Annotated in this window: 11 protein-coding genes; 10 read left to right on the top strand and 1 reads right to left on the bottom strand. The window is 40.9% G+C overall.

Features of this window, described 5'->3' with window-relative positions; genetic code table 11:
• Nucleotides 1-60: 60 nt before the first annotated feature.
• The 10 genes from ABP870_RS02495 to ABP870_RS02450 all read left to right on the top strand — a co-directional run bounded on the left by ABP870_RS02495 (nt 61) and on the right by ABP870_RS02450 (nt 13,736).
• Nucleotides 61-1,974 carry a sucrose-specific PTS transporter subunit IIBC gene (locus ABP870_RS02495; protein ID WP_350013918.1) on the top strand — a complete coding sequence of 638 codons (1,914 nt, stop codon included), beginning with the start codon at nt 61-63 and terminating at the stop codon, nt 1,972-1,974.
• A 136-nt stretch (nt 1,975-2,110) separates the two neighbouring features.
• On the top strand, nt 2,111-3,013 hold the full coding sequence (gene scrK / locus ABP870_RS02490) for a fructokinase ScrK (protein WP_350013917.1): 903 nt from the start codon (nt 2,111-2,113) through the stop codon (nt 3,011-3,013).
• A gap of 157 nt (nt 3,014-3,170) precedes the next feature.
• Nucleotides 3,171-4,130 carry a mannose-6-phosphate isomerase, class I gene (gene manA / locus ABP870_RS02485; protein WP_350013916.1) on the top strand — a complete coding sequence of 320 codons (960 nt, stop codon included), beginning with the start codon at nt 3,171-3,173 and terminating at the stop codon, nt 4,128-4,130.
• A complete protein-coding gene (locus ABP870_RS02480) occupies nt 4,120-4,458 on the top strand; it encodes a hypothetical protein (protein ID WP_350013915.1) in 339 nt (112 codons plus the stop codon). Before manA ends, ABP870_RS02480 begins: the two co-directional genes overlap by 11 nt.
• 758 nt (nt 4,459-5,216) lie before the next feature.
• A complete protein-coding gene (gene secA / locus ABP870_RS02475; protein WP_350013914.1) occupies nt 5,217-7,751 on the top strand; it encodes a preprotein translocase subunit SecA in 2,535 nt (844 codons plus the stop codon).
• Nucleotides 7,752-7,845: 94 nt separating this feature from the next.
• Nucleotides 7,846-8,196 carry a holo-ACP synthase gene (acpS, locus tag ABP870_RS02470; protein ID WP_350013913.1) on the top strand — a complete coding sequence of 117 codons (351 nt, stop codon included), beginning with the start codon at nt 7,846-7,848 and terminating at the stop codon, nt 8,194-8,196.
• 33 nt (nt 8,197-8,229) lie between these two features.
• Entirely contained in the window at nt 8,230-9,330 is a 1,101-nt protein-coding gene (alr, locus tag ABP870_RS02465) for an alanine racemase (protein ID WP_350013912.1), read from the top strand.
• Between the two features lie 368 nt (nt 9,331-9,698).
• A complete protein-coding gene (recG, locus tag ABP870_RS02460) occupies nt 9,699-11,714 on the top strand; it encodes an ATP-dependent DNA helicase RecG (protein WP_350013911.1) in 2,016 nt (671 codons plus the stop codon).
• 401 nt (nt 11,715-12,115) lie between these two features.
• On the top strand, nt 12,116-12,931 hold the full coding sequence (locus ABP870_RS02455) for a Cof-type HAD-IIB family hydrolase (RefSeq protein ID WP_350013910.1): 816 nt from the start codon (nt 12,116-12,118) through the stop codon (nt 12,929-12,931).
• Entirely contained in the window at nt 12,900-13,736 is an 837-nt protein-coding gene (locus tag ABP870_RS02450; RefSeq protein ID WP_350013909.1) for a Cof-type HAD-IIB family hydrolase, read from the top strand. Before ABP870_RS02455 ends, ABP870_RS02450 begins: the two co-directional genes overlap by 32 nt.
• A gap of 40 nt (nt 13,737-13,776) precedes the next feature.
• Here ABP870_RS02450 and ABP870_RS02445 read toward each other — a convergent pair whose 3' ends face one another.
• Nucleotides 13,777-14,334: a TetR/AcrR family transcriptional regulator gene (locus ABP870_RS02445; protein ID WP_350013908.1), complete on the bottom strand. Its 558-nt coding sequence runs from the start codon at nt 14,332-14,334 to the stop codon at nt 13,777-13,779.
• Nucleotides 14,335-14,350: the final 16 nt, after the last annotated feature.

Genomic DNA, 14,350 nt, shown 5'->3' with positions numbered 1-14,350 from the left:
TGTGATGTGAAACGCTTTCACTAAACTTAATAGAAAATGATAAAAGGAGTCTTTTTGCAAATGGATAACAAGCAAATTGCAGAAGAAGTCATCGTTGCTCTTGGTGGTCGCGATAACGTTAAAAGTGTTGCACACTGTGCCACGCGTCTTCGTGTGATGGTTAACGATGAATCAAAAATCGATAAAGCCAGAACTGAAGAAATTGAAAAAGTACAGGGAGCTTTCTTTAATTCAGGTCAATACCAAATCATCTTTGGTACAGGTACCGTCAATAAAATTTATGATGAAGTGGTTGCCTTAGGTCTTCCAACCTCATCAACTGGTGAACAAAAAGAAGAAGCTGCTAAACAAGGAAATGCTTTCCAGCGTGCTATTCGTACTTTTGGTGATGTCTTTGTTCCCTTGCTTCCAGCTATCGTTGCAACTGGTCTTTTCATGGGTATCCGTGGTGCTATCAACAACGATACGATTTTGGGGATGTTTGGAACAACTTCAGAAGCCTTCTCATCAACAAACTTCTATACTTATACCGTTGTTTTAACTGATACAGCTTTTGCCTTCTTCCCAGCCTTGATCTCATGGTCAGCCTTCCGAGTATTTGGTGGTAATCCAGTTATCGGTTTGGTCTTGGGTCTTATGATGGTAAACTCAGCCCTTCCAAATGCTTGGGATGTTGCCTCAAGAGCAGCTAAGCCAATTGAATTCTTCGGATTTATTCCTGTTGTTGGTTACCAAAACTCAGTTCTCCCAGCCTTCTTCGTAGGTCTTTTGGGTGCTAAACTTGAGAAAAAACTACATAAAGTGATTCCCGACGTTCTTGACCTTCTAGTTGTCCCATTCTTGACATTTACCATTATGTCAGCTTTGGCACTCTTTGTTATTGGCCCAGTCTTCCATAGCGTTGAAAACTATGTTCTAGCTGGTACTAAATTTATTCTTAACTTGCCGCTTGGTCTTTCAGGTCTTATCCTTGGTGGTCTTCACCAAATCATCGTTGTTACTGGTGTTCACCATATCTTTAACCTCCTTGAGTCACAATTAATTGCGGCTGATGGTAAAGACCCATTCAACGCCATTATCACAGCAGCGATGACAGCACAAGCTGGTGCAACGCTTGCAGTTGGTGTTAAAACGAAAAACAAAAAATTGAAAGCTCTTGCTTTCCCTGCAGCTCTTTCAGCTGGTCTTGGTATTACTGAACCTGCTATCTTTGGGGTTAACCTACGTTTTGGTAAACCATTTATCATGGGTCTTATCGCCGGTGCAGCTGGTGGATGGTTGGCATCAATCTTCAATCTTGCTGGTACTGGTTTTGGAATCACAATCATTCCAGGTACGCTACTTTACCTCAACGGTCAAGTACTTAAATATGTCATCATGGTTCTTGGAACAACTGCTCTTGCCTTCGTGCTGACTTACTTCTTCGGCTACAAAGATGAAGAAACGGTTGCCCAACAAGTGGCACCTACCTCTACTGAAGACGTCAAATCAGAATCTGTAGTAGCTGCTCCTGTAGCACTTTCAGAGGAAACGATTGTGTCACCTCTTCATGGTGAAGTTGTTGCCTTAACGTCTGTTAATGATCCAGTGTTTGCCTCAGAAGCGATGGGTAAAGGGATTGCCATCAAACCAACTAACAATACGGTTTACTCTCCAGTTGACGGTGTTATCCAAATTGCTTTTGAAACGGGGCACGCTTATGGGATTAAATCGAATGATGGAGCAGAGATTCTTATCCATATCGGTATTGACACCGTTTCGATGGATGGTAAAGGATTTGACCAAAAAGTGAAAGCCAATCAAACCGTTAAAAAAGGTGATGTTCTTGGAACGTTTGATCTCGATGAAATTGCAGCAGCAGGTCTTGATAGCACAACTATGATTATCGTGACAAATACGGCGGATTACGCTGAGATCAATACCCTAGCAACAGGAACAGTTGCTAAAGGTGATGCTTTGGTTGCGGTCAAATAATCCAACACTCTCGAGAAATGCTCTAGTCTTAGATTAGAGTATTTTCTTATTGAGAGACGACAGGACATTTCTTGCGAGAAGCACTAAATTTACTTATAATAAAGATAACAATGCGAGACAGAAAAAAGGAGATATTATGCCTAAATTATACGGGAGTTTGGAAGCTGGTGGGACAAAGTTTGTTTGTGCTATCGGTGATGAACAGTTTCAAGTGGTTGAAAAAACACAATTTCCAACGACAACACCTTATGAAACCATTGAACGTACGGTGGCATTCTTCAAACGTTATGAAGAGGATTTGAAAGGTATTGCCATTGGTTCGTTTGGTCCGATTGATATTGACCAAAATTCTGATACCTACGGCTATATCACAACAACACCAAAAGAGCATTGGGCGAATGTTGACTTGGTTGGGTTGATTTCGAAAGAATTCAACATACCTTTTTACTTTACAACAGATGTAAACAGTTCTGCTTATGGGGAAGTTATGGCACGTAAAGGTGTCGATAGCTTGGTTTATTATACTATCGGTACGGGTATCGGAGCTGGTGCTATCCAACGAGGTGAATTTGTTGGTGGCGTTGGCCACACAGAAGCAGGCCATGTCTATGTTCCTCGTCATCCCCGCGATTATGCCAATGAATTTCAAGGAGTTTGTCCTTTCCACAAGGGTTGTTTAGAAGGTTTAGCTGCTGGTCCGTCCCTTGAAGCCCGTACAGGAATTCGTGGTGAATTGATTGACCAAAATTCAGATGTTTGGGATATTCAGGCCTACTATATCGCTCAAGCAGCTGTTCAAGCGACAGTTCTCTATCGACCACAAGTGATTGTTTTTGGCGGAGGGGTTATGGCACAGGAGCATATGTTGCGTCGTGTTCGCGAAAAATTCACCGCCTTACTCAACGGCTATCTTCCAGTCCCTGATGTGACAGAGTATATCGTAACACCGGCTGTTGCGGAAAATGGCTCAGCGACATTGGGTAACTTTGCGCTTGCCAAAGATGTTGCTGATCGAAAAGCTAGCTATGGACTACAGTAAAAAAATCTGGTTGCGGCCAGATTTTTTCTGTTCTAAATGGTTAGTCTTGGGCAGAGATTTTTGGAGATAAGTTGACTTTGTCTTGAACCGCCTTCTAAAAAGGGGTATAATGACTCTAATTTGCTTCTAAAATGAAGAAACTTGAAAGGAAATGGATATGGCTAAGCCTTTATTTTTAGCACCAGTGATGCAAGAGAAAATTTGGGGCGGTAGTCGCCTAGCACAAGAATATGGTTATGAGATTCCATCGGATCATACCGGTGAATGTTGGGCTATTTCAGCGCATCCAAATGGTGTGTCTACAATTAAAAATGGTAAATTCAAGGGTATGGGATTGGATGAACTTTACCAAAATCATCCAGATGTTTTTGGCAATCCAGATAGTGGTGTTTTTCCATTGTTAACCAAAATTCTTGATGCTAATGATTGGTTGAGTGTCCAAGTTCACCCAGATGATGATTATGCCATGATTCATGAAGGAGAACTAGGCAAAACAGAATGTTGGTACATTCTTTCGGCTGAAGAGGGAGCTGAGATCATCTATGGTCACAATGCTAAGTCCAAAGAGGAGTTGGCTCAGATGATTGAATCAGCTGATTGGGAACACCTCTTGACTCGTATTCCAGTAAAAGCAGGTGATTTTTACTATGTCCCAAGTGGTACTATGCATGCCATCGGTAAGGGAATCATGATTTTAGAAACCCAACAATCAAGTGATACGACCTATCGTGTTTATGATTTTGATAGAAAAGATGCTCAAGGTAATCTTCGGCAACTTCATTTGAAAGAATCCGTCGATGTGATGACGATTGGACAACCGCAAAATAGCACACCTGCTAAGCTTGCAGTTGGAGGGCTTGCGTCAACACTCTTGGTTGCTAATCCTTTCTTTACGGTCTATAACTGGAAAGTTAGCCGATCCGTTGTTATGCAACAAACGGCACCGTATCTATTAGTTAGTGTTATCGATGGTGAAGGCCACATTACAGTAGACAATGGCATTTTCTGCATTCGAAAAGGAGATCATTTCATTATTCCTAATCAAGTTGAATCGTGGGAGTTTGATGGTAAACTTGATATGATTGTCAGTCATGTAGGAGAAAAAAATGATGACTGATCTGGATTGGCTGATTGATCATTTTCCTGAGGAAGCTATCTTTTATCAGGGGCGTTATTTTCAAGTGAAGCGTTATGATAGCAATCACTATGCGCTTTCCATTTCAGAACCGGGTCCTTGTGGTGATAAAACCCCACATCCATTGTTGAAATTTCATTATCAGGATCGTCAGTTAGCCTATAGCTATTTTGCAGATTTTGTCGCAAGCCCTATGGTAACAGTTTCAGCAAGACCAGAAAATCTTCCGTTTTTCAAGGAAAAAATGGGCGCAATAGTCTCTGAATTTATAGCAGTATTTCCCAAGGAAGAGCAGAAGCAAAATCGTTAACTCGAAGCTTTCGATCTTGTGTTCTCCTTTATATTTTTAAGGTAGTTTATTAAAAGCTGCCTTACTGCCTTAGTGTTTGAACTGAGATATGAAATCGGCGAAAGCTATTTCAAACAATCGTGATGAACGAAGTTTAGCTAGTCAGCGGATGGGACGAAGGTATTTATTGGTAAGTCAGCAGATTGAAGAAAAAGTCCATTTCGGACTATTTTCTTCAATCTTTTTTTCTTTATGTTGGGAAACAAGAATCTTCTAAAGACACTGTCATATCAATGCCTCTAAGAGGTTTATGATTTCGTGATGTAAAGGTTAATGCTTCGACATTTTCATGTTGGAGAGGGGTTGACCATGTTCTGAGGTATTTATACTTAGCAAAATTTAGAAATGGCAGTTTCATAATGTTGTGGCAAAAAACGTACTTCTTCCCAACTAAATCGTTTGTACACAGAGACTGGCTGCGCTATTTTTGAATTCGGATGAGTATTGCCTTGTCAATCGGTTCCCTGTCTCAGAAAAGTTACTAAATCAAGATTCCTAAGAATTTTGTTATTTACAGTTAAGTATCACCTTTTAATGTCGCTACCTTTTATAGAGTTTTGTTTAACTTCCAAAGCGGATACTGTTTATCATAGTTTTTTTGTGGGATGGATATTGCTACTATTTACTTGATTAATAGTCGTTTTCCTTCTTTTTATTTCGTTGAATTTACCCCTGTATTATGCTAAAATGAGAAGATAAGACTATCGAAAGGGAAAAAGATGGCAAATATAATCCGAGACATCATTGAAAATGATAAAGGTGAATTAAAAAAACTTGATAAACTAGCCAAAAAAGTTGAGAGCTATGCTGATGAGATGGCGGCTCTTAGCGATCCTGACTTACAAGCTAAAACCGAAGAATTTAAGAAACGTTATCAAAGTGGAGAAACTTTAGACGATCTCCTTCCAGAAGCTTTTGCAGTTGTCCGCGAAGGTGCTAAGCGTGTGTTGGGACTCTATCCTTACCACGTCCAAATCATGGGTGGGATTGTTCTCCACCATGGTGACGTACCAGAAATGCGTACTGGTGAAGGGAAAACTCTGACAGCGACTATGCCTGTCTACCTCAATGCTCTTGCTGGTGAGGGGGTTCATGTTATCACAGTTAATGAATACCTTTCAACACGTGATGCGACTGAGATGGGAGAATTGTATAGCTGGTTGGGACTTTCAGTAGGGATTAACCTTGCAGCAAAATCTTCTTTTGAAAAACGTGAAGCCTACGCTTGCGACATCACCTACTCTACCAACTCAGAGGTTGGGTTTGACTATCTTCGTGACAACATGGTGGTTCGTCAAGAAGATATGGTACAACGTCCGTTGAACTTTGCTCTAGTTGACGAGGTGGACTCTGTCTTGATTGATGAAGCTAGAACCCCATTGATTGTGTCTAGTCCAGCAAGTTCAGAAACTAACCAGCTTTATTATATGGCAGATCGCTTTGTAAAGACGTTGAATCGAGATGATTATGCCATTGATGTGCCAAGTAAGACAATTGGTCTTATGGATTCAGGGATTGATAAGGCAGAGAAATTTTTCAAACTTGACAACTTGTATGATTTAGAAAATGTTGCTCTAACTCACTTTATTGATAATGCCCTTCGTGCCAACTACATTATGCTTTTGGATATCGACTATGTGGTTAGCGAAGATCAAGAAATCTTAATTGTTGACCAATTTACCGGTCGTACGATGGAAGGTCGGCGCTTCTCTGACGGTCTTCACCAAGCGATTGAAGCCAAAGAAGATGTACCTATTCAGGATGAATCTAAGACATCAGCTTCTATTACCTACCAAAATATGTTTCGTATGTACAAAAAATTGGCAGGTATGACTGGTACTGGTAAAACTGAGGAAGAGGAATTCCGCGAGATTTATAACATGCGTATTATTCCGATTCCAACTAACCGCCCTATTCAACGTATTGATAATCCGGATTTACTCTATCCAACATTAGAATCCAAATTCCGTGCTGTTATTACAGATATCAAGGAACGTCATGCTAAAGGACAACCCATCTTGGTTGGTACAGTTGCTGTTGAAACCAGTGAATTGATTTCAAAAAATTTGGTTGCAGCTGGTATCCCTCATGAAGTGTTGAATGCCAAAAACCACTTTAAAGAAGCTCAAATCATCATGAATGCTGGTCAACGCGGAGCAGTTACTATCGCTACCAACATGGCTGGTCGTGGAACCGATATTAAGCTTGGTGAAGGTGTCCGTGAACTAGGCGGGCTCTGTGTTATTGGGACAGAACGTCACGAAAGTCGTCGTATTGATAATCAGCTCCGTGGTCGTTCAGGTCGACAAGGTGACCCAGGTGAGTCACAATTCTATCTGTCACTAGAGGATGAATTGCTTCGCCGCTTTGGTACTGATCGTATCAAAAACTTCCTAGAGCGTTTCAATGCTGATCAAGATGAGGACCTTGTCATTAAATCACGTGTCTTCACTAGTCAAGTGGAAGCTGCGCAAAAACGTGTTGAAGGTAATAACTACGACACCCGTAAGCAAGTTCTCCAATACGATGATGTGATGCGTGAGCAACGTGAAATCATCTATGCTGACCGTTATGATGTCATTACATCAACACGTGATCTTGGACCAGAAATTAAAGCCATGATTAAGCGGACCATTGCTCGTGCCGTTGATGGTCATAGTCGCATGCCAAAAGATGAGGCTTATGAAGGTATTCTGACATTCGCTCAAAATAACATTTTGCCAGAAGAAGCCATTAGTCTATCTGATTTGGAAGGCGAAAAATTTAGTGTCATCAAAGAAAACCTTTATGACCATGCTCTCCGCATTTACAACCAACAGATTGCCAAGTTGCCAGATGAACAGGCTATTATTGAATTCCAAAAAGTTTTGATTCTGATGGTTGTGGACAATAAATGGACAGACCATATTGATGCTTTGGATCAGTTGCGTAACTCAGTAGGTCTTCGTGGTTATGCCCAAAATAATCCTATTGTTGAATATCAAACAGAAGGTTTTCGTATGTTCAACGATATGGTTGGTGCCATTGAATTTGATGTTACCAGAACGATGATGAAAGCTCAAATTCATGAGCAAGAACGCGAGCAAACTCAAGAGCATGCGACAACAACTGCTGTTAAGAATATCGCTGCCAAACAAGGAACGGATGTTGCTCAAATGGAAGCGATTGACTTTAACAATGTTGGACGTAATGAGTTGTGCCCATGTGGTTCAGGCAAGAAATTTAAAAATTGCCACGGTCGATCTCGATTTTAATGGTATTGTGAAACAAGCTGTTTAAACAATAAGGTGGAGTAAGGATTTGACAGGAGACTGGAGAGTGCTTACTCTCTTTTTAGGAAGATTTCAGATGATAGTAGGACATGGCATTGATTTGCAAGATATTTCAGCGATAGAACAGGCTTATCATAAGAAAAAGAGCTTCGCCGATCGTGTATTAACTCCAAATGAACTGATGAGTTTTAATGCTTTAAAAGGTAAGCGTCAAATAGAATTTTTAGCCGGACGGTGGTCTGCCAAGGAAGCTTTTTCCAAAGCCTATGGAACTGGCATTGGAAAGGTTTCTTTTCAAGACATCGAAATCTTATCAGATCAACTTGGTAAACCCTATGTCAATAAATCACCTTTTGAGGGGCAGAGTCATCTTTCGATTTCACACAGTGGGGGCTTTGTTCAAGCAAGTGTGATTCTAGAAGATTAAAGTCACTGTTCTAGGAGGAAAAGGAGTGCTTTTATGATATCAAGTTTACATAGGCCAACAAGGGCTAAGGTTAATCTGGATGCTATTTCAGCCAATATTCGTACCGTTGTTGACCATATTCCCAGTCAGCCTAAGGTTTGGGCAGTTGTCAAAGCTAATGCATACGGCCATGGGGCGATTGCTGTTGCTCGTCATATAGAAGGACAAGTGGACGGCTTTTGTGTTTCCAACATGGATGAAGCAATTGAACTACGTCAGGCGGGCGTAACAAAATCAATTCTTATCTTGGGAGTTGTTTTGCCAGAGGAAGTTTATCTGGCAATTGATTACCAGCTGACCTTAACCATTGCCAGTCTGGAATGGATGAGTTTGGCTAAAAGCTTAGAGATTGACTTGAAGGGTCTCACCTGCCACATTAAGATTGATTCAGGCATGGGGCGAATTGGTTTGAGAAGTCAAGCAGAAACGGCAACATTGATTGCTGAATTACAAGAACAAGGTGCTTTTGTTGAAGGGATTTTCACCCATTTTGCAACAGCAGATGAAGCAGATCAAGATCAATTTGAAGAACAGTTAGCCTTCTTTAAAGCGGTCGTAACGTCATTGGACAATTGCCCTTGCGTCGTTCATGCTAGTAATTCTGCAACCAGTATTTGGCATGCCGATACAGTGTTTAACGCCGTTCGTCTGGGCGTGGTCATCTATGGTCTTAATCCAAGTGGTACCGCTTTAGAACTGCCTTATGATATTGAACCAGCGCTACGCCTAGAATCAGCCTTAGTCCATGTTAAGGAAGTTCCAGCAGGAGCTTCAGTTGGTTATGGAGGGACTTATCATTCGCCAACAGCTGAATGGATAGGAACTTTGCCAATTGGGTATGCAGATGGTTGGACGCGTGATATGCAAGATTTTGACGTTTTAGTAGATGGTCAGTTTTGTCAAATGGTTGGACGTGTTTCTATGGATCAGGCTACCATTCGTTTACCGAAAAAATACCCCTTGGGAACTAAAGTTACTCTCATTGGAAAGAGCGGTGACCAGTCGATTTCAGCAACTGATATCGCCGAAAAGCGTGGCACCATTAATTATGAAGTTCTCTGTTTAATCAGTGACCGTGTGCCGAGAGAATATTGATACTATTTGAATGGAATACTGTTAGGGTCAATTAAACAAGGCAGTATGGCGCTAAATTAATACTCAGTTAATTTCAAAAAATAACTTTTTTGATCTTATCCTAAGTAGTGCGGGCCGAAGCAACCTCCTTCGGAGTTTCATTCCTAATTTTTGAGCCTAGGTCTCAAAAATTCCGTTATTAGTGATAGAACAGTGTCACTAATCATACCACTACGGCGAAACTATCCTTTCAAGCTCACTTCGTTCGCTCTAAACTGCGGAATCTTATTTTGCTATGTGATACATCGTGTTATTTTTTGATTTTGGATGAGTATAAGATAGAAAGATTAAAGGGAGCCAATCGAGGCTCCCTTTGTTATAATAGATATATGAATTTACAATCACCGATTGCAGCATTGAAAGGTTTTGGACCTAAGTCTGCGGAAAAGTTTGCCAAATTAGGCTTATACACGATTGAAGATCTCTTTTTGTATTATCCCTTCCGTTATGAGGATTTTAAAAGTCGTTCTATTTTTGACCTTATGGATGGTGAGAAGGCTGTCGTTACCGGTCAGGTAGTAACACCGGCTAATGTCCAGTATTATGGTTTTAAACGAAATCGTTTATCCTTTAAAATCAAACAAGAGGAAGCGGTTATCGCTGTGAGTTTTTTTAACCAACCCTATCTTGCTGATAAGATTGAGGTGGGCAGTGACATCGCTGTTTTCGGAAAGTGGGATGCTAAAAAATCTGCCCTAACAGGTATGAAAATATTAGCACAGGTTGAAGACGACATGCAGCCAGTCTATCATGTTGTCCAAGGCGTCTCTCAATCCGCTTTGGTAAAAGCTATCAAATCTGCTTTTGACAGCCAATTGCTGGGATCGATTAGAGAAAATTTACCTCAAGTTTTACTTCAAAGGTATCGCTTGATGACTAGGCAGGAAGCAGTGGCAGCTATGCATTTTCCAAAAGATTTGGCAGCTTACAAGCAAGCTCTACGACGAATTAAGTTCGAAGAACTATTCTATTTTCAGCTTAATTTACAAGTCTTAAAGGCAGAAAATAAGTCTGAGACTAGTGGCTTAGCTCTTCATTTTGACCAAGCAATGGTCGATGAAAAAGTCAAAGCACTGCCATTTCCTTTAACAGGTGCCCAATCCAGAAGTCTGATTGACATTTTAGGAGATATGAAATCAGGTGCCCACATGAACCGTCTCTTACAGGGAGATGTGGGTTCTGGGAAAACCGTTATTGCCAGTTTAGCCATGTACGCTAGCTACACTGCTGGGTATCAGTCAGCGCTTATGGTGCCAACAGAAATTCTAGCTGAACAGCACTTTGCCAGTTTGACAGAATTGTTTCCAGACCTCAATGTGGCTCTCTTAACGTCTGGTATGAAGGCATCGGTCAAGCGTGCTGCTTTAGCAGCCATTGCTGATGGTTCTATGGATATGATTGTAGGAACGCATGCCTTAATTCAAGATGCTGTGACCTACCATAAGTTAGGTTTGGTTATCACGGATGAACAGCATCGTTTTGGTGTTAATCAGCGTCGCGTTTTTCGAGAAAAAGGGGAGAATCCCGATGTTCTGATGATGACAGCCACACCAATTCCCCGCACGCTTGCCATCACGACCTTTGGCGAGATGGACGTTTCTATCATTGATGAATTGCCGGCAGGGAGAAAACCAATCGTGACCAGATGGGTCAAGCACGAGCAGTTGAATACGGTCTTAACATGGATGAAAGATGAGTTGATTAAGGGGGCTCAGGCTTATGTTATTTCTCCCTTGATTGAAGAGTCGGAAGCCCTGGACTTGAAAAATGCTGTGGCTTTACATGCTGAGTTGGCAGCATTCTTCGGAGAAGATTTTCGGGTAGACTTGATGCATGGTCGCATGAAAGCTGATGAAAAAGAAGCAACTATGTTGGCCTTTAAAGCCGCAAAAAGTCACGTATTGGTATCAACGACTGTTATCGAAGTTGGGGTCAATGTTCCCAATGCTACGATTATGGTAATCATGGATGCAGATCGTTTTGGGCTTAGCCAGTTGCACCAACTTCGAGGCCGTGTTGGTCGAGGCCATAAACAATCCTACGCTGTGCTTATTGCCAATCCTAAAACTGATACCGGAAAAGACCGCATGCTTGCCATGTGCGAGACTAATGATGGTTTTATCTTGGCAGAAAAAGATTTGAAAATGCGTGGTTCGGGAGAGATATTTGGTACCCGCCAATCAGGTTTACCAGAATTTAAAACAGCTGACATTGTCGAAGACTTTCCTATCTTAGAAGAAGCCAGACGTGTTTCAGCAGAAATTGTAAAAGATCCAAAATGGATGCTAGATCCAAGATGGGAAGTCCTTCTGACGGAGTTGAAAAAAGAAGGTCAGTTTGATTAAACACATGAAGACATGACTGAGTCCTTAAATGGTCTGGTTGGTGTCTTTTTTTATTTAATGTGGCTTTGCTAGAAAAGAAGGTTGTCTTTCTTGCCGTCCTAAAAGGTTAGATGCTGGAAAATAATGGGAAGTCGGAAATGCTTATCTCGTGTGAATACGGTTCGACAATCAAAGATAGACTTTGTTGACCTGATTTGATGACCTTCAGTTCTATCGGCCTCGGCGTCGCCTAGTCTGCTTTTGATTGTCATTGAGTCTAAAAATTTCTAATGGAAAAAGATTATTTTGATAATTGCTTAAAAAGAACTCATCGGGTTCTTTTTTGTTTGCAGGCTAGGCTTTTGATTTTTTAAGAATTTTGCTATGCTAATAGTAAGTGATAAAGTAGAAAGAGGTTTAGGATGATTCAGTTAATCGCTATCGATATGGATGGCACGCTATTAGATAGTCAAAAAAAATTACCCCAAGAAAACATCAACGCTATTCAAGAAGCTGTTGCTGCTGGTATTAAAATTGTTATTTGTACTGGTCGTTCTCAGGCTGGGGTGAAGCCATATTTTGATCAACTAGGTCTTCACGAAGAGGAGTATGTTATTTTAAATAATGGTTGTTCGCTTCATGAAACGCTCAACTGGTCAACACTTTATGGAAAGTCTTTAAGTCATTCTGATATATTGGATTTACAGTCTTACGTGGATGATCATTTGGAAGTTGATCTGGTGTTAGCAACTAATAAGGATTATTACTTTGTTGGAGAAAAGCCTTCTGAGATTGCTCAGGCTGATGCTGACTCAGTCTTTACTAACTTATTGCCAATCAAAAAAGAAGCTCTGTCAACGATTGAAGAGCCTGTATACAATGCCATGTATATGGGAACCCAAGAAGCTATCGATGCCTTTCAGAACCAATACGAAATTGAAATTGTGAACGCTTATACCGGCGTGCGTAGTCAAGACTTTCTCTATGAAGTCTTACCTCAACATTCTAATAAAGCTACTGGTTTAGCAGAACTTGTCAAACGTTTAGGATTGGATCCCAGTCAAATCATGACTATTGGCGATGGCAACAATGATATTGAGATGCTGGATTTTTCAGGATTTGCAGTTGCTATGGAAAATGCCTCAGAGGCTGTTAAAGGTCATGCCGATAAAATAACCCTAAACAACGATCAAGCAGGAGTTGCCTATGCTATCAGAGAATTTGTCCTTAAATCCTAACATTAAGTTAGTTGCCATTGATATGGATGGCACCCTTTTGGATGAGGCTAAACAATTAACTGCAGAGAATAAAGAAGCCATTAGAAAGGCGCGTCAAGCTGGGGTCCATATTGTTATTTGTACGGGGCGTCCAAAGTCAGGTATTTTATCTTACGCTCAGGAACTTGGTTTAGAAGATGATTATGTAATTGCCAACAACGGATCTTGGCTTTTTAAGACCAATGACTGGTCACCGCTAGCCTCTCATAGTCTCTCTCGTGAAGCTTTGGAACATATAGTCACTATCTTCGACAATACCCCAGGAATTAATCTGGTTTTCTTCACCCAAGAAGCCAATTATGCCTTGGGGAAAGACCTCTATCCAGCAGCTATCCGTGATGCTGAGATTGAAAATTCTAAGCTATACCACACCACTTTTGAGGCATTTTTAGACCTGAATATCCCAGTAGCTGTTGCAGTCTTTATGGGAGAAGAGACAGTCATGGATGCCTTTGAAGACAGAGCAGATGCTCTTTTATCTGAACAAGTAGCGACAGTACGTAGTATGGACTATGCCTACGAAGCCCTACCAGTCGGTGTTAATAAGGGGCGTGGGTTGAAAGATTTAGCAGAAGATTTGAAGTTATCACCAGAAGAAATTATGGTACTTGGTGATGGTAATAATGATTTAGAAATGTTTGATTTTGCTGGGCTTGCCGTAGCTATGGCAAATGCTTCAGATGCTGTTAAAGCACAAGCTGATTTTGTGACGCATTCCAACCAAGAATCAGGGGTTGCCAAAGCTATTTATGATCATATTTTATAAAAAAATAAGCTAGCTGCCTCATGCAACTAGCTTTTATGCTTTAGACTAACAGGGGTAAATCCATTGCTGCCATTTCTTCTTCTGGCACAACCATGCCTTCGTTAATCCAGCGACCTAGAACAGAAAGAACAGCTTGGCTCCAAAAGGAATGCCGATACTGATTTTGTTTGCTATCATTTTGTTTTCTAAATTTACTCAAGCGGTTGATAATGATATCGTAAATCCATTGCAGCATGTTGTATTTAAGGATTATTTTAAGAAGGCGAGCGTTTTTCTTAGCCTGTTTAAAGAGATATAGCCAGGCCTGGTAACGTTCGGTCTGAAAATTAAAGCGTTGTAAGCCTTTAACCACTTTTAATGTTGCCCGCTTAATCATTTTATGAAACAATGCTTCTTTGGTTTGGTAATGGCGGTAGAAGGCATTACGAGAGACCCCTGCCTTTTTTGTAAGTTCTGAAATAGAGATATTTTTCAAGGGTTTTTCTTCCATGAGGAGGATAAGGGCTTCTTCGATAGCTTCCTTGGTGACTTGTTTAGCTTCTTGGTTGGCTATTTGTAACGGCTTAAGAGATGGTTCAGGAATAACTTGTGTAGCCATGACAAATCCTTTCTTT

The organism is Streptococcus jiangjianxini (genome assembly GCF_040225085.1).
GTDB classification, from domain to species: domain Bacteria; phylum Bacillota; class Bacilli; order Lactobacillales; family Streptococcaceae; genus Streptococcus; species Streptococcus jiangjianxini.
The sequence above is the reverse complement of the archived record's forward strand: the minus strand, read 5'-3'. Positions and strand labels throughout refer to the sequence as shown.

What these genes read in the sequence shown, in the direction of transcription:
- recG (WP_350013911.1), top strand. Translation starts at nt 9,699, where the DNA reads ATGAATTTACAATCACCGATTGCAGCATTGAAAGGTTTTGGACCTAAG.
- manA (WP_350013916.1), top strand. Translation starts at nt 3,171, where the DNA reads ATGGCTAAGCCTTTATTTTTAGCACCAGTGATGCAAGAGAAAATTTGG.
- alr (WP_350013912.1), top strand. Translation starts at nt 8,230, where the DNA reads ATGATATCAAGTTTACATAGGCCAACAAGGGCTAAGGTTAATCTGGAT.
- secA (WP_350013914.1), top strand. Translation starts at nt 5,217, where the DNA reads ATGGCAAATATAATCCGAGACATCATTGAAAATGATAAAGGTGAATTA.
- ABP870_RS02495 (WP_350013918.1), top strand. Translation starts at nt 61, where the DNA reads ATGGATAACAAGCAAATTGCAGAAGAAGTCATCGTTGCTCTTGGTGGT.
- ABP870_RS02455 (WP_350013910.1), top strand. Translation starts at nt 12,116, where the DNA reads ATGATTCAGTTAATCGCTATCGATATGGATGGCACGCTATTAGATAGT.
- acpS (WP_350013913.1), top strand. Translation starts at nt 7,846, where the DNA reads ATGATAGTAGGACATGGCATTGATTTGCAAGATATTTCAGCGATAGAA.
- scrK (WP_350013917.1), top strand. Translation starts at nt 2,111, where the DNA reads ATGCCTAAATTATACGGGAGTTTGGAAGCTGGTGGGACAAAGTTTGTT.
- ABP870_RS02445 (WP_350013908.1), bottom strand. Translation starts at nt 14,334, where the DNA reads ATGGCTACACAAGTTATTCCTGAACCATCTCTTAAGCCGTTACAAATA.
- ABP870_RS02450 (WP_350013909.1), top strand. Translation starts at nt 12,900, where the DNA reads ATGCTATCAGAGAATTTGTCCTTAAATCCTAACATTAAGTTAGTTGCC.
- ABP870_RS02480 (WP_350013915.1), top strand. Translation starts at nt 4,120, where the DNA reads ATGATGACTGATCTGGATTGGCTGATTGATCATTTTCCTGAGGAAGCT.